The sequence below is a fragment of the Microcoleus sp. S13_C3 genome, assembly GCF_036700905.1.
Classification (GTDB): domain Bacteria; phylum Cyanobacteriota; class Cyanobacteriia; order Cyanobacteriales; family Microcoleaceae; genus Microcoleus.
Genome location: NZ_JAUBPT010000052.1, coordinates 34,229 through 48,393 on the forward strand (window position 1 = coordinate 34,229; position 14,165 = coordinate 48,393).

The following is a 14,165-nucleotide window of genomic DNA, read 5'->3' on the forward strand; positions in this document are numbered from 1 at the left end:
CTAAGTTGAGCTATGACCATTGCGATCGACCAACCAATACAACAGAAACCACTCAGCTTTGACGAGTTTATCGCCCGTTATGGTGGCGATAAACGCTATGAACTGATCGATGGAGAGGTATTCGACTTGGAACCAACAGGCCCTCATGAGGAGGTTGCAGCCTTCATTACCACAAAGATATGTGTCCAGATCGACGGAACAGGCTTACCTTGGTTTGTTCTTCAGCGGGGACTATTGCGCCCTTCAAATATTGGTATGACAGCATTTAGACCTGATGTTGCAGTTGTCGATCGAGATGAACTTACCAAAGAACTGTTTTGGTCTGGCGAGTCGATCCTGACACTGGGAAGTTCGATTAAATTTGTGGCGGAAGTTGTTAGTAGCAACTGGCAAAATGATTATTCCCGTAAGGTCGAAGACTACGCAGTTTTAGGTATTCCTGAATATTGGATTGCAGACTACGCAGGATTAGGTGGTACTCAACACATTGGGAAGCCCAAACAACCAACCCTCTCTATTTGCACTTTAGTGAATGGGGAATATCAAATTCAGCAGATTCGGGGCGATCAGACCATCGTCTCTCTAACTTTCCCAAACTTAAAACTGACTGCTGAACAGGTGTTGATGGCTGGCAAGTAAAATAGAACTCGATCGCACTTAATTTGAACGTTTTCGGTTCCCGATCGGTCTAAATTCAAGACAGACCCATCAGGTCTAATTTATATGTACTTCGTAAAGCACTTTCAGATTAAAAAAGAGCTGACTCCCTGGCTTAGCGGACTCCTCGCCACTTCCCTGCTGGCCGGAGTAGGCTACACAGCTTACAGCCAACTCACAGTCAAATCCAGCCGCGAAACCAGGCGCAAGGAAAAAACCGTTGCTGTCCAAAGGCTGAACCTGCCGATTACAATTTCGGCAAACGGCACAATAGTGCCCGAACGTTCCGTTAACGTCAGCCCCAAAACTTCAGGAATGCTCAAAAGTTTGCTTGTCAAGGAAGGAGATAAAGTTGAAAAAGGGCAGATTCTCGCCTACATGGACGACTCCAACCTCCAGGGGCAACTTACCCAAACTCGCGGACAACTCGCAGCCGCCGAAGCAAACCTGCAAAAATTGCTCAACGGCACTCGATCGCAGGACATTGCTGTGGCTAAGGCAGTGTTAGCAGAACAACAGGCAAGTCTGGAAAAATTGCTCAACGGCAATCGAACCCAAGACATTGCGGTAGCTGAGGCACAAGTAGCAGAACAACAGGCAAATTTACAAAAATTGCTCAACGGCAATCGAAGCCAGGATATTGCCGTTGCTGAGGCACAACTAGCTGAACAACAGGCAAATTTACAAAAATTGCTCAAAGGCAATCGGCCTGAAGACATCGCCCAAGCGATCGCCAAACTCAGAGATGCCGAATACGCCAAAAACCAAGCTGAGGAAGACTTTCAGAGAAATCAGGAACTCTATAATGCCGGAGCCCTTGCTTTGCAAGTTGTCAACAACTCCCGCACCGCGCGCGATCGAGCTCAAACGCAAGTCAGGCAAGCCGAACAAGCTGTAGCTTTGCTGCAAGCGGGTACTCGCCCCGAAGAAATCGCTGCGGCGCGGGCTGCTGTCGAGCAAAAACGGCAAGCTTTGACTCTGGCGCGATCGGGATCACGCCCGGAAGACCTCGCAGCGGCGCGGGCTGCTGTCGAGCAAAAACGGCAAGCTTTGGCCCTGGCGCGATCGGGCGCACGGCCGGAAGACATCGCTGCGGGGCAGGCCGCCCTGCAGCAAAAACAGCAAGCTTTGGCGCTGCTAGAAGCTGGTTCTCGGCCCGAAGACATCGCCCAAGCCCGCGCCCAAGTTCTCGCCGCTAGAGGCAGCCTGCAAAGCGTTCAAGCGCTGATCGACGACACTGTGCTACGGGCTCCTTTCACCGGCACTGTTACCCGCAAGTACGCAGATCCCGGCGCTTTTGTGACTCCCACTACGGCAGGTAGTGCGGTTTCTTCGGCGACTTCTTCTTCGATTTTGTCCTTAGCTTCAAAAAATCAATTAGTAGCAAACGTAGCAGAAACTAATATTTCTCAGATTCAGATGGGCCAGGCTGCGTCTATTCAAGCCGATGCTTTTGCGGGAAAGACTTTTACAGGTAAAATCACTCAAATTTCGCCTCAGTCGATCGTCCAGCAAAATGTGACAAGTTTTGAGGTAAAAGCGGCAATTATTAATGATGATAAACAAATGCTGCGATCGGGCATGAATGTGAATGTTGAGTTTAAGGCTGGTGAACTCAAAAATGTTTTGGTAGTCCCGACTGCGGCAATTGTCCGCCAACAAAGGGAAACGGGGGTTTATGTTCCTGGTGGAGAAGATGGTAAACCTGCTTTTATGCCGATTAAGACTGGTATCACGGTGGATGATAAGACGGAAGTGCGATCGGGTTTGAAAGGAAATGAAAAAGTGCTCATGAGTTTCCCCCCCGGATTGCGGCATAGATCCCAAAATCCATCGTCGGGGGGAATTCCGGGTTTGCAACCGGGTGGGGGAACGCGCTTGCGTTAGTGGGAAGGAAGAAGAAAAGCACTACACGGATTTTGACACGGATACACGGATTAATTATTGAGTGTGAGTCATATCAAATCCATTGGTATCAGAATTATGGATCTCTCTCTTCTCGGACTCTGCGCCCTCTGCGCCCTCTGCGGTTTAATCATTCAGAAACAACCGTAAACGATATCAGATATTGAAGGAAGAAGAAAAAAAGTTTTAATTGCCCGATGCCCTGTTTGGCCAATGCCCAATACCCAATGCCTAATTAATAATAACATGAAATTACAGACTCGCCCCCGTACCAACAAAATCTCTAACGTTCAAATCGCTTTCATGGCGACAGAGGCGCTGTGGAATAATAAGTTGCGTACCAGTTTAACTATGCTGGGCGTAATTATTGGGATATCTTCGGTAATTGCCATTACTTCGGTGGGACAGGGAGTACAAAAATCAACTGAAGAACAGTTAAAGGCTTTGGGTACAAATGTGCTGTTGGTTTTATCCGGCGCTTCGCGATCGGGCGGTGTCAGTCAGGGAAGCGGTTCTGCTACTACCCTTACTTGGGATGACGCTAGGGCGATCGGCAAACAAGCTCCCGCAGTTAAGGCGATTTCGGCTTATTTGCAGCGCCAAGTGCAAGTGGTTTACGGCGGACAAAATTCATTTACTTCGATTTTGGGAACGGATTTAAATTATCCCGATGTGAAGAACATTCAACCCCAAGAAGGACGGTTTTTTAACGAGGATGAATTGAATGCTGCTGAGCCAGTAGTTGTCCTCGGTTCTAAGGTGCGGGACGAACTTTTTGGAGCGGGAGCTAATGCGCTATCCTCCGATATTCGCATTCAGGGAAACCGCTACAAGGTCATTGGAGTGATGGAAACCAAGGGGTCTGTAGGGGGAACCGATCAGGACGATCGAGTGTATATTCCCCTCAAAAATATGTCTTCGCGGATTGTGGGTAGAAATTCTTTAGCGGGGATTGCGATCTCGGGTTTTTGGTTGCAAACTGCCGACGAAACTGATGTAGCGGATGCTCAATTTCAAGTGGAAAATATCATGCGCTTGCGCCACAATATTTATCCGCCACAACCGGATGATTTTCGAGTTGTAAATCAAGCTGAGATAGTTAATACTTTCAGCAAGGTGATAGGTTTATTTACGGTTATGGTGGGTGCGATCGCCGGAATTTCTTTGGTGGTTGGCGGCATCGGTATTGCTAATATTATGTTGGTGTCTGTTGTGGAACGCACTAAGGAAATCGGGATTCGCAAAGCGGTGGGCGCTACTAATGCAGCAATTCTAATTCAATTTATGGCGGAATCTATTTTAGTTTCCACGGTGGGGGGAACGGCGGGTATAGGGTTGGGAATTGCGATCGCCTTTGGGGCCTCGACAGCGTTCAAATTTCCGTTTGTGGTTTCTGTATGGTCGATCGCGGCAGGTTTTGGGCTGTCTTTTACTGTAGGCTTATTGGCAGGAGTATTGCCGGCTCGGAATGCGGCTCGCTTAGATCCGATCGCAGCTTTGCGGAATGATTGAAGTTAGTGACGTTCGACCCCGTTAAATTGAACACTCCTGGACGCAAGTGTCACAATTATAGTCCTGGACGAACGAGTGGTCAGAAACCGGGGAAAGATGGACGATCGGACTTCCTTGTCGGCCACAGATTCGCTAACGGGACTTAGCCAAAAATCACGTCGAAAATGGCGGCAAACGGGGACAGGTAAACGGTTTGATCTTGAATTGGGTGCAGTCCTGGATTGACAAGGGTTTCACCTCTGATATCAAATCCGCGCTCGATCGCCGGGCGTAAAATCGAGTCAACAGTTAACACTCAACCATCATTCAGTTTTTGGACTGACAGTTAACAGCCAACAGTCAACAGTCAACAGTCAACAGTCAACAGCCAACAAACTCTTTCCCTTACCTAGACAGCTTTTGAGGTCTTTGAGGGGCTAGAAAATGTCTAAGTCTCATTAGGAATAATATACGTCTCTTCAAATATAATAACAAAAACCCCTTATCCAACACGCAATTTCCATGTTAGAAGCATTGGTATTGGCAACAGTATTTTGCGGATTTTTTGGTATCATCTTTAAAAAGAACCTGATCATGAAAATCGTCTGTATGGATGTCATGAGTACAGGGGTTATAGCCTATTACGTGGTGGTGGCATCGCGAGAAGGCTTGCTGACACCCATTATTTCAAAGGGGAAAAATGTTGTCGCTTACGCCGATCCGGTTCCCCAGGCGGTGATCTTAACGGCGATCGTGATCGGATTTTCGATTCAGGCTTTAATGCTGGTTAGTGTGATGAAGCTGGCACGAGATAATCCGACATTAGAAAGTAACGAAATCGAGATGAATAATACCCCATGAATACCCTGACGCTAGCCTGGATTGGACTCCCGTTTTTTGTCGGGTTTAGTATTTATTTGATTCCGAAGTTTGACAAGTATCTCGCAATATTCGGAGCGCTCGCGTCCGCTGCCTATGCGTTCCAGCTTTTTGTTATGCCGTCAGCGGTGACGCTGGAGTTACTGGATAATTTCAGTGTCACGTTGTTAGTCGATCGCTTGAGCGGCTATTTCATCTTAACCAATGCCTTAGTCACAGCAGCGGTGATTATCTACTGTTGGCCCACAGATAAGACGGCATTTTTTTATGCACAGATTCTGATGGTACACGGCAGCCTGAATGCGGCCTTTGCCTCTAGTGACTTTATCAGTTTATATGTGGGGTTAGAGGTCAGTGGCATTGCGGCGTTTCTCTTGATTGCCTATCCTCGCACCGATCGCTCGATTTGGGTAGCTTTGCGCTATCTATTTATTAGCAACACGGCAATGCTGTTTTATCTAGTCGGTGCCGTGCTGGTTTATAAGGCAAGTCATTCGTTCAGTTTTGCAGGCTTGGGTGCAGCGCCCCCAGAGGCGATCGCTCTGATCTTTATGGGACTCTTGGTTAAGGGAGGTGTGTTTGTATCGGGGTTATGGCTACCGTTAACTCACTCGGAAGCAGAAACGCCTGTGTCGGCTTTGCTGTCAGGGATTGTGGTCAAAGCAGGGGTATATCCCCTCGTGCGCTGTGCGCTGATGGTGGATGAGGTGGCACCCATCGTCCGGCTCTTTGGCGTCGGGACGGCGCTGCTGGGCGTGTTCTGTGCCGTTTTAGAAAAAGATAGCAAACGGATGTTGGCTTTTCACACGGTTTCGCAGTTGGGCTTTATCCTCGCTGCACCGGAAGTCGGTGGGTTTTATGCGCTGGCACACGGTTTGGTCAAATCGTCGCTGTTTCTGATTGCAGGATCGTTACCGAGTCGTAATCTGAAAGAATTGAAACAGAAGCCGATCGATACCAACATCTGGATTGCCTTAGTCATAGCTAGCTTATCAATCTCTGGCTTTCCCTTGTTGGTTGGCTTTGGGGCAAAGGTGTTGACGCTGAAGAATTTGGAGCCCTGGCAAGCGATCGCGATGAATGTCGCAGCAGTCGGAACCGCAATCTCTTTTGCTAAATTCATCTTTCTACCCCGTGGCGGACAAACAGCAGCCAAACCCGGTTTTTGGCCTGCGGTGTTGCTGTTACTAGGTGGCCTGATTGCAGCCAATGCCTTTTATGTTGAGGCCTATACGCTGGAAAATATGCTTAAGGCGATCGCCGTCATCGGTGTTGGTTGGTTAGCCTATTTTCTAATTTTTCAACGCACAGCAATCAAACTGCCACGTATGCTTGAAGAATTCGATCATTTGGTCGGTGTTATGAGCTTGATTTCCCTTCTACTATTCTGGATGGCATTGCCAACATGATTGGACATCTAATATTAAGACTGACGATCTGGTTTCTACTTACGGCCGATTTTAGTTTGGCAAATATTGCGATCGGCATCATCATTGCTTTCCTGTTGCCGCGCAGCTACGCACCCCCGGAACCTTTGAGGGAATGGTTGGGGGTGTTGGGTAAAATCTTCATGGCGATTCCGATAGCTTATATAGAAGCTTTTGAACTCATCTTCCGTCCCCACAGACACGAAGATGTGATCATGGAAAAAGTGCCAAACCATCGATCGCCCCTGCTGATATTCCTAGATGTCTTCCTGATCACTTTTACTCCCAAGACGATTGTTGTGAAATATCACGAAGAGGGTTTTTACGAAGTACACAGGGTGCGGCGGATTTCGAGTAATTAGCTGAAGTTTTTTCGGAATTTTTTAACCGCAGAGAACGCAGAGAACGCAGAGAAGGGAGAATAAATAAGTAGATCGGCGATAAAATACGTAAGTAGGTCCGCAGTTAGTAAAAGTGCTCTATCGCAGGGGTTACGATACTTTACATTTTGTGACATACCCGAGTTTATTTACACGCTCGATATTGGATCATTCTCAAGAATCTTTAGGGGCGGGTTCACCAATAGCTTTAAAGATTGCAGACAGGTTAAATAAACCCGCCCCCACCCGCGAAACAGCCCGTCAAGAACAGGCAGGATGCCTGTTCCACAATGATGGCAGAGGTCTATTAAGTTGCACTATTCTCAAGAGTTTCTTGTGGGGTGTAGGGGGTTGGGCACGCGAGCCCGCCCCGATATTAAGTAAGAAAAAAGCAGGAGTGCACACAATTGAACAACTTGAACAACTTGATTCTAATTGCCATGATTCTGGCTCTGCTCATACCCATGTACGAGGTATGGAAAGATCATGATATCTGGCAGACAATGTTGGCGTTTGCCAGTATTTCGACCAAGGCCGCAATCATCGCTCTCGTCATATCCGTCTGGCGCGATGATTGGATGATCGGTGTGGTGGCGGCGATTATCCTCAGTGTGGGTAATGCTGGATTGATGTTGTTGGCACAAATAATCAAACGTATCACTGAAGCATGATCGTAATAGATGTATTGAGCTATACCTGCATCGGTATAGGGATTTTTTTCTGGTTTTGGGGTACTTCTTTCCTACTTGGGAAGCGATCGGTTTTATATAAACTGCACAGTCTTTCGGTAGCAGATACGCTGGGTTCGATCGCGATCGTCGTCGGATTGCTGCTGAAAATACCCAGTAAATGGCCCCTGCTGATTCTGGCGCTCATTTGCTTAGCAACCTGGAACACAATGCTGGGATATGTGTTGGCCTATTGTTCCAAAACAGGGACTAACTATGAACGATAATAGCTACATTTATGTCCTCGTCGCTCTGCTACCCTTAGCTGCTGGTATGGTGGTATTTCAGGTCAATCCATACCACGCTTTGCTACTGCGGGGGGTATTGGGAGCGATCGCCGCCTTGGTGTATACAATTTTAGGCGCGGGGGATGTGGGCTTGACCGAAGCCTTGATGGGTACCCTGCTCGCGATTACACTTTATGCAGTGACGGTGCGTTCATCCCTCGTGCTGCGTCTGGGTGTCATCGAAGAGGGGACAGAGGGCGATGCTATACCAAACGACAAAACCGCAGGTCATTTTAAGCAACTGATAGATGACATCCGCACAGTTTTTCAGAAACGCCATATGCGCCTGGAACTCGTTCCCTATGCGAGTGCACAGGCATTGCAGCGGGCGCTGAGGGAAAAAGAAGTTCATGCAGCTTGTGCGCCACAAAGCCAATTGGAACACAGCGGCGAAGCGCAACTTTATAACACCGCCACCAGAGTTCGGCGTGTCTACGACATCCTGCAAACCGAACTTTCATCACCGGGGACAACCCTAACCTATGTAAATACACCAGACGCAGAGGACAAGCATTGATGAAGTGGGTTTACTTTTTATCAGGGATAGCGCTGTTTATCAAAATGCTGCTAATCGCCAATCCAACAATGGACTTATCGCAGCAAAGTTCGATCGTCGAATTGGTTGTTCAAGATAGTGGAGTAACCAATGCAGTTTCCGGTATCATTTTGCGAAATCGGCTCTACGACACAATCTTTGAAGTTGTGGTATTTACGATCGCCATCTTGGGTGCAAGTTTTATGCTAGCAAATGAACAGCCGTCCTGCGCCATATATCAGTTTACCGATCAACCATCGATTATTTTGGCGCGATTGGGAGCGACGATTGCCGCCTTGGTGGGTATCGAACTAGCAATTCGCGGGCATTTAAGTCCAGGCGGTGGTTTTGCAGCGGGTGTAGCGGGGGGAACTGCGATCGGCTTGGTGGCGATTACCTCATCACCGCAGTGGATGCAAGAAATCTACCAGCGCTGGCACGCCGCGACTTTGGAGAAGGTTTCGGTACTTGTTTTCATTGTATTGTCCGTTATCACTCTGTCAGGATATGAGTTACCGCACGGAGAGTTAGGCACACTTTTCAGCGGAGGCATTCTCCCCTTGCTCAATATCCTGGTTGCAGTCAAAGTCGCATTAGGATCGTGGGCGGTGCTGTTGGTGTTTATTCGCTATCGCGGATTGCTATGACAAATGTTCCGATCTCAAATCCATTGACATTGAAATTAATCATCTCTCTCATTCTCTGACTCTGTGTCCTCTGTGTTCTCTGCGGTTTAATCATTCAGCCTTATAAACGATATTTTACGTTTATAAGGCTGACTCACGAGTAGTCAGAAACCGGTTTTTTTTTCGAGGTCAAAAACCCGGTTTCTTTGCTTTTGATAAGTAATTCCTGTGTACTCATCTGCGTTTATCTGCGTGCATCTGCGGTTAAAAAATCCCAATATCCAAGATATCAGCTTACACTAAACCAGCTCCAAAAATCTGATTTGCAGTCAGGTTAAAATCGGGAAAAGTTTGCGACACAATGCGATCGTTCTCTCGAAACTTGAGGATTTGATATTCACCATCAACCAAGTTACACACAGAAATTGTCGGTTGTTTGGGATTGCCAATAAAATTGCGTCCACCCAACGCAGCATAATCCACAATCCAATATTCAGGGATACCCATCTCCTCATAATCAGCATATTTCAAATAGTAATCATCGCGCCAATTGGTTGACACAACCTCAATTACCAACGGTATCGATGCACCCAAACTGAGGACAGATTGTTTTTGCCACAAAGTTTCGTTCATCAGATTGGCACGATTCACTACCAACACATCAGGGAAAAAACCCGAATCTTTTTCAGGAGGTCTAACTATCGCTTGGTTGGGGATACCGTATGGCAATCCCAGATGATTAATTTGAACAGCAATTGTGATCGTAAGAAAGCCTGTAACTTCTTGATGTTCGCCTACTGGTTGTATTATTTCAATAATATTTCGATTGTGCAGTTCGTAGCGTACCCCCGAATTTTCAGGTAGCCACTCCACAAATTCCTCGAAGTTTACGAGTTTGGGTAAAGCTTGAGTCATAGGTTTTCAGAATTACCGATAATATCAATTATATCTCTATCTATCTGCGTTTATCTGCGTGCATCAGCGGTTACAAATTCCAACTCTGCCAGCCTTGCTAGATTCAGACAATTTAAAATGCTGGATTTAATCGGACGCTTTTCATCCCAAAATACAAGTGCTGAATAAAAGTTAATTGCTGTCGGTGAATTCAAAAGCTCAAAAGTTTGACGTGCAACTCTCTCGCTGTCAAAGCTGAGAAAGTAAACAGTATCATCGAAGATTGCAGGTTTATTAGCGATTTCACCGATTAACCTAAAATCCAATTTTTTATAAAGCCCGCAAATCGCAATTTTCCAAGGTTGGAAACTATAATCGCCTACTCCAAAAATCGAAAAGCGAGGGTTATTTTGATAAATTTTGCTTTTGCGATTATCTAGATATTGCCCGCACTTCTCTAAATAACGTCCGGTTTTAGGGGCTATAGTTTTGATATTTTCGGTTGATTCACCGATAAATTTTTGAGTAACTAGGATATATCGATCTGTAGCATTAATGCGATTTTGAGCAACATCCGATCCTTTAAATAGCGGAAATAGATAAGTTTCCTCAATCTCGATAGCTTCCCCAAATCCATTGACAAACAAATTATCAATTTTCCGAAACTCCATCACATTCGAGCAGTCATGCTTTACGCCCGATCGCCATTTTGCACCTGAATTCACCGCATATAAATCACTCAATTTACTAAAAGCATCTATATCTTTAACCAGGAGATTGTTGTGATATCCGATGCGGTGACAGTCTGAACTTTCTAAACTGCTAAATACATCGCAGAAGTAGTTTTGTGAACTCAAGTCAAACTTGCAGAATAACAGACAGGCATCAACATTTGCATCAAAATACTTTTTAGCATCTATTTTGTAAGTTGCACAGCTAGCGAGATTAAGTTTTTTTGAATGAATGTAACTCAATAACTTTCGGGTCACGGAAGTCTTGCAAAGCATTGCCAGAGTGGCATCACGATTTTGCAACCATTGTATCGCATGGATCGGAATCCATTCTGAGATATCGAAGTTACTTTTACCTGTTAGTGCATCTAAGCCAGTGTGCTTTTGAAAATTAGTTTTTTTAGGCAAGTTTTCACTGCCAATAGTTCCTTGTTGTGAGTTTGTTACCCAAGGAAAGTTGCCAAGTACCAGCACCCTATGATTAAATTGGTTGATTAATGATGTCCAGTCAAATTCAAAAAAATCTCCGTGCTTAACCTCACATCTTTCATCCTGTAACAATTCATGCTTAGCTATTAATTCTCTTAAATAAGTTTGATTGATTTCAACCCCGATAATCTTGCTGGCGGATGGAAACGAATTTGCAGCAGCTTTAATGAAATTACCTATCCCGCAAGTTGGCTCAATGATGACTTTGGGGTTAACATCAAGTTCTCTCAATTTCCCACACACCATCTCGGCTAATTCCAGCGGTGTCTGAAAATCCCCATATTCTAGTTTGGTTTTGCGATCGTTGGAACTCATCTGTTAGATTGATAAACTGCGATAACCCCTTCCTGTTGTCCGGCACCCTCAATGACTCTTCCATACTGAAGTCGCCATTGCAACGCATTAGAAATCGTCAAAAAACCTTGCAATGGTGGGTTTCTCAGTATTTCGTCTGCAATGTTACCTGCTTCAATTTCGTCAACAGGTAAATTTTTGTCAAACATGAAAGCAAGCAAATCATCTTTATTGCCTTCATTATCTAAAATATTGCGAATTCCACGGGTCATTTGAAAATCTGCTGTTCTTTCGGCACTTACGTAAATTGTATGCAAAATATTCAGGGTTGCAGTTCGTATCGTACTGTTGTCTGTCTTTTCATAAACAAAGATAATCAGTGAATATCCCAGTCCAAAAATCTTTTGCCTTGCAGATTTGAAAGGACATGACGACTGCGGTTGCCTAATGCTTGTTACCTTCACGTCAACCAATATTCCTGGGAAATCGATGCCACTTGCTGAATTGCCATCTATAAATTCCTACTTTTGCTTGAGATAGAGTCTGAACTTTTGCTCCAAATATGTCCCAACAGCCTTTCCGTCTGTGATGCCGTAAAGCAGTGGTTCTGGGTGTTGAGACTCGGCTGCTGAAAATATTGCCGCCTCAGCACAAAGAATTTCTACGGTCAGAGTCGTCATTTTAATGAACCACCAGATTATTTAATTTGCTGACCCATTAAAGGGTATCATTAAAGCTCGCAGGTTTATTAGCTATTTCACTTATCAACCTGAAATCCAATTTTTTATAAAGTCTGCAAGTTATTGTGCGGCTTATGCTGTAACCATTTCGGGTTGGATATCAGGCAGGTGATGCTGGCTCAAAATACAACACCATTATTTGCTCTGGATGCAGCCCGACAGATTCATAAGTGCGTCCGTTGCGATCGCTAAATTCAACATCAAACGCTGCACCATCAGCCAACAGTTCAACCACAGTCCCTACTTGTCCGCGCCACAGGCTGTATTCAGGAAGGTCAACGGTCAATGCAACGACATCTAGTAATTTAATTGTATTCTTTGCCACTTTTATTACCTCCAGGCACTACAGAGGATAGCAGGTTGTTAATCTCGGAATCTCGGAATCATGCTCAATAATCCAGCCACTCGGAAGGGTTGCACTTCTATTTTGCCATTCAATCGTGAAATCTAGGGTGTAGCGTTGCCCGAACCCATCCCGCCTCCCTAACTGAGCTTCATGACTTTGAATGACTTCAAGCAAAATTTGGCGCAATTCCTCAGCATTGTAGGTGTCATCCCAAGAATGGATGAAAAAAGCCGCGCTTTGTGTTTGCCATCGTCGTGTTCTGGATTGAGGCAGTAGTCACGAAGTTTACCAATATCAACAACTGCATTCTCTGCATTTGGAATGAGCATAAAAAAGCTGATAGGAATAAGCAGCCCTCAGTTTATCTCGAAATTTGTGATGCAGGCCATTACTCACAACTTAAGCTAAAAGCACTATTATCAATGAGTAACTTTACTCATTTTTTACCTGTTGACCCAATTAAAATATGACTCCATTTGTTCCTTTATTATTGAAAAAAAATTGTTCGGGACTTCTTTGAGTTCCAGGGAAAGGAGAAATAATTAGCCTGACATGAGGTTTTTGTCGTCGCTTAACAATCCCTAAATCTTGATTTTTATCGGAGGCAAAATACTTCACTAAGTCAGAAGCTATTCCTTTTTGATAGGCAACCGAAAAATGATACATCCCCCGATAAATCATTTCTAAAGAAATACGTTCAAGTGGTACTCCTAATTCATCGGCAACCGCATCTCCTAAATCTACTAAAACCGCATAAAATAGCCAAGTAGCCCAGATTTGAAGCTTGATTCCGTTTAATGAACCTGTCCATAAATAGCTGAGATTTAATAATGTTTTTACTGTACAAAATGCCTCTTCAATTCGCCAGCGTCTTTGATATAAATCTGCTACTACATAGGGGAAAAATACTTCAGTTTCTCGGACACTTGTTAGATAAGAGTGCCAGGAAGTCTTGGAGCGAATTTGTACTAATCTTATAGTCAAATCTGGTGTCTGTTTGGTGCCTGCACCTATTTTAATTATCTGGTCTTTAACATCATAAGTATTGGTTAATACCCGCTCGACTTGATAAGATGCACCTTTCTTGATTCGAGTGATAAATCCAATTTCTTGAGAAATTAGTTTTGACCAAAAAGCGAAGTGATAGAAGCCTCTGTCCAATAACAGCAAAGTTTTTGGCTTAACTGTTTTTAGTAAATCTTCTTCCCAATTAGTATCTGCTTGTTTCGGATTTTCCCCAAACCAAATTTCTTCGGGAAGATGAGTTACTAGGTCTATGATTACTCCCATTTTTCCGGCTAATTGACCAATGGGAACATCTATAGCAATCCTAAGTGATTTTCTAGATCCGTAAAATCTGAAAGTCTTGCTATACAACAAGTCTAGGAAGACTAGAGGGCGTTGTGTTGTGAGACTCAGATCGGATTGCTATAATAAACTTTGTAGCTTCTTAAATAATGCTTCTAATGTTGATCCGTCAGCTATCCAGATATTATCAAAGCTTTTTAAGGCAAATTGTCCGCTCTTTGGTAATGGTCTCGATTTTCTCATCAACCATTCCCGACGAAAATGAGGCAGTAATTCTTTAAATACTTTTTCAAATAAAACTGCGGGAAAAGTTAAAAATATGAGTGATAATGCTTGTTGACTAATTGCAGACGGCTCACACCATAAAAATCCAGGGTAAACGCATCTTAACTGGAACCCAAAATATGCTACAGTTAAATCCGACTAAATTTCAATGTAGTTTGTTGTA

General features: G+C 44.7%; 16 protein-coding genes and 3 pseudogenes. 10 read left to right on the forward strand and 9 right to left on the reverse strand.

The genetic code is table 11. The features are described 5' to 3' along the window. Positions 1 to 12 precede the first annotated feature (12 nt). From QUA16_RS16080 to QUA16_RS16090, 3 genes are all read left to right on the forward strand, one after another. Positions 13 to 639, forward strand: coding sequence for a Uma2 family endonuclease (locus tag QUA16_RS16080; protein ID WP_333105314.1), 627 nt, complete (start codon positions 13 to 15; stop codon positions 637 to 639). A gap of 84 nt (positions 640 to 723) precedes the next feature. Next, on the forward strand, positions 724 to 2,544 hold the full coding sequence (locus QUA16_RS16085; protein WP_333105315.1) for an efflux RND transporter periplasmic adaptor subunit: 1,821 nt from the start codon (positions 724 to 726) through the stop codon (positions 2,542 to 2,544). A 264-nt stretch (positions 2,545 to 2,808) separates the two neighbouring features. Further along, positions 2,809 to 4,074: an ABC transporter permease gene (locus QUA16_RS16090; RefSeq protein ID WP_333105316.1), complete on the forward strand. Its 1,266-nt coding sequence runs from the start codon at positions 2,809 to 2,811 to the stop codon at positions 4,072 to 4,074. Between the two features lie 142 nt (positions 4,075 to 4,216). On the opposite strand, the gene QUA16_RS16095 is transcribed toward QUA16_RS16090, so the two are convergent. Next, positions 4,217 to 4,369, reverse strand: a complete 153-nt coding sequence (locus QUA16_RS16095; RefSeq protein WP_333105317.1) for a hypothetical protein — start codon at positions 4,367 to 4,369, stop codon at positions 4,217 to 4,219. A 206-nt stretch (positions 4,370 to 4,575) separates the two neighbouring features. Between QUA16_RS16095 and QUA16_RS16100 the strand changes: the two genes are divergently transcribed. The 7 genes from QUA16_RS16100 to QUA16_RS16130 all read left to right on the forward strand — a co-directional run bounded on the left by QUA16_RS16100 (position 4,576) and on the right by QUA16_RS16130 (position 8,936). Then, positions 4,576 to 4,914: an NADH-quinone oxidoreductase subunit K gene (locus tag QUA16_RS16100; RefSeq protein WP_333105318.1), complete on the forward strand. Its 339-nt coding sequence runs from the start codon at positions 4,576 to 4,578 to the stop codon at positions 4,912 to 4,914. Then, on the forward strand, positions 4,911 to 6,341 hold the full coding sequence (locus QUA16_RS16105; RefSeq protein WP_333105319.1) for a cation:proton antiporter: 1,431 nt from the start codon (positions 4,911 to 4,913) through the stop codon (positions 6,339 to 6,341). Before QUA16_RS16100 ends, QUA16_RS16105 begins: the two co-directional genes overlap by 4 nt. Continuing rightward, a complete protein-coding gene (locus QUA16_RS16110; protein WP_333105320.1) occupies positions 6,338 to 6,721 on the forward strand; it encodes a Na+/H+ antiporter subunit E in 384 nt (127 codons plus the stop codon). Before QUA16_RS16105 ends, QUA16_RS16110 begins: the two co-directional genes overlap by 4 nt. Before the next feature lie 458 nt (positions 6,722 to 7,179). Then, on the forward strand, positions 7,180 to 7,410 hold the full coding sequence (locus QUA16_RS16115) for a hypothetical protein (protein ID WP_190739580.1): 231 nt from the start codon (positions 7,180 to 7,182) through the stop codon (positions 7,408 to 7,410). After that, the gene (locus QUA16_RS16120) at positions 7,407 to 7,694 is read left to right on the forward strand and encodes a monovalent cation/H(+) antiporter subunit G (protein WP_333105321.1); all 288 of its coding nucleotides are present in this window, start codon (positions 7,407 to 7,409) and stop codon (positions 7,692 to 7,694) included. The genes QUA16_RS16115 and QUA16_RS16120 overlap by 4 nt, the downstream gene beginning before the upstream one ends. Continuing rightward, positions 7,684 to 8,271 carry a DUF4040 domain-containing protein gene (locus tag QUA16_RS16125; RefSeq protein WP_333105323.1) on the forward strand — a complete coding sequence of 196 codons (588 nt, stop codon included), beginning with the start codon at positions 7,684 to 7,686 and terminating at the stop codon, positions 8,269 to 8,271. The genes QUA16_RS16120 and QUA16_RS16125 overlap by 11 nt, the downstream gene beginning before the upstream one ends. Continuing rightward, the gene (locus QUA16_RS16130) at positions 8,271 to 8,936 is read left to right on the forward strand and encodes a Na(+)/H(+) antiporter subunit B (RefSeq protein ID WP_333105324.1); all 666 of its coding nucleotides are present in this window, start codon (positions 8,271 to 8,273) and stop codon (positions 8,934 to 8,936) included. Before QUA16_RS16125 ends, QUA16_RS16130 begins: the two co-directional genes overlap by 1 nt. Positions 8,937 to 9,209: 273 nt before the next feature. Here the strand turns inward: QUA16_RS16130 and QUA16_RS16135 are convergent, their stop codons facing one another. From QUA16_RS16135 to QUA16_RS16175, 8 genes and pseudogenes are all read right to left on the reverse strand, one after another. Further along, positions 9,210 to 9,830: a Uma2 family endonuclease gene (locus QUA16_RS16135; protein WP_333105325.1), complete on the reverse strand. Its 621-nt coding sequence runs from the start codon at positions 9,828 to 9,830 to the stop codon at positions 9,210 to 9,212. A 50-nt stretch (positions 9,831 to 9,880) separates the two neighbouring features. Continuing rightward, complete coding sequence (locus tag QUA16_RS16140; RefSeq protein ID WP_333181234.1) at positions 9,881 to 11,344, reverse strand: class I SAM-dependent methyltransferase; 1,464 nt, start codon at positions 11,342 to 11,344, stop codon at positions 9,881 to 9,883. Next, the gene (locus tag QUA16_RS16145; RefSeq protein ID WP_333181236.1) at positions 11,341 to 11,787 is read right to left on the reverse strand and encodes a type II restriction endonuclease; all 447 of its coding nucleotides are present in this window, start codon (positions 11,785 to 11,787) and stop codon (positions 11,341 to 11,343) included. The genes QUA16_RS16140 and QUA16_RS16145 overlap by 4 nt, the downstream gene beginning before the upstream one ends. Positions 11,788 to 11,844: 57 nt before the next feature. Then, positions 11,845 to 12,003, reverse strand: a complete 159-nt coding sequence (locus tag QUA16_RS16150; RefSeq protein WP_333109777.1) for a hypothetical protein — start codon at positions 12,001 to 12,003, stop codon at positions 11,845 to 11,847. A 160-nt stretch (positions 12,004 to 12,163) separates the two neighbouring features. Then, positions 12,164 to 12,388, reverse strand: coding sequence for a DUF4926 domain-containing protein (locus tag QUA16_RS16155; RefSeq protein ID WP_333109778.1), 225 nt, complete (start codon positions 12,386 to 12,388; stop codon positions 12,164 to 12,166). An 18-nt stretch (positions 12,389 to 12,406) separates the two neighbouring features. Then, positions 12,407 to 12,738 (reverse strand): annotated as a pseudogene (locus tag QUA16_RS36930) (DUF6883 domain-containing protein). A 130-nt stretch (positions 12,739 to 12,868) separates the two neighbouring features. After that, a pseudogene (locus tag QUA16_RS16170) lies at positions 12,869 to 13,729 on the reverse strand (IS4 family transposase); the annotation flags it as partial. Positions 13,730 to 13,840: 111 nt separating this feature from the next. Further along, positions 13,841 to 14,089: pseudogene (locus QUA16_RS16175) on the reverse strand (IS4 family transposase); the annotation flags it as partial. Between the last annotated feature and the right edge of the window lie 76 nt (positions 14,090 to 14,165).

What these genes read in the sequence shown, in the direction of transcription:
- QUA16_RS16085 (WP_333105315.1), top strand. Translation starts at nt 724, where the DNA reads ATGTACTTCGTAAAGCACTTTCAGATTAAAAAAGAGCTGACTCCCTGG.
- QUA16_RS16115 (WP_190739580.1), top strand. Translation starts at nt 7,180, where the DNA reads ATGATTCTGGCTCTGCTCATACCCATGTACGAGGTATGGAAAGATCAT.
- QUA16_RS16125 (WP_333105323.1), top strand. Translation starts at nt 7,684, where the DNA reads ATGAACGATAATAGCTACATTTATGTCCTCGTCGCTCTGCTACCCTTA.
- QUA16_RS16100 (WP_333105318.1), top strand. Translation starts at nt 4,576, where the DNA reads ATGTTAGAAGCATTGGTATTGGCAACAGTATTTTGCGGATTTTTTGGT.
- QUA16_RS16150 (WP_333109777.1), bottom strand. Translation starts at nt 12,003, where the DNA reads ATGACGACTCTGACCGTAGAAATTCTTTGTGCTGAGGCGGCAATATTT.
- QUA16_RS16090 (WP_333105316.1), top strand. Translation starts at nt 2,809, where the DNA reads ATGAAATTACAGACTCGCCCCCGTACCAACAAAATCTCTAACGTTCAA.
- QUA16_RS16135 (WP_333105325.1), bottom strand. Translation starts at nt 9,830, where the DNA reads ATGACTCAAGCTTTACCCAAACTCGTAAACTTCGAGGAATTTGTGGAG.
- QUA16_RS16105 (WP_333105319.1), top strand. Translation starts at nt 4,911, where the DNA reads ATGAATACCCTGACGCTAGCCTGGATTGGACTCCCGTTTTTTGTCGGG.
- QUA16_RS16110 (WP_333105320.1), top strand. Translation starts at nt 6,338, where the DNA reads ATGATTGGACATCTAATATTAAGACTGACGATCTGGTTTCTACTTACG.
- QUA16_RS16080 (WP_333105314.1), top strand. Translation starts at nt 13, where the DNA reads ATGACCATTGCGATCGACCAACCAATACAACAGAAACCACTCAGCTTT.
- QUA16_RS16120 (WP_333105321.1), top strand. Translation starts at nt 7,407, where the DNA reads ATGATCGTAATAGATGTATTGAGCTATACCTGCATCGGTATAGGGATT.
- QUA16_RS16130 (WP_333105324.1), top strand. Translation starts at nt 8,271, where the DNA reads ATGAAGTGGGTTTACTTTTTATCAGGGATAGCGCTGTTTATCAAAATG.
- QUA16_RS16140 (WP_333181234.1), bottom strand. Translation starts at nt 11,344, where the DNA reads ATGAGTTCCAACGATCGCAAAACCAAACTAGAATATGGGGATTTTCAG.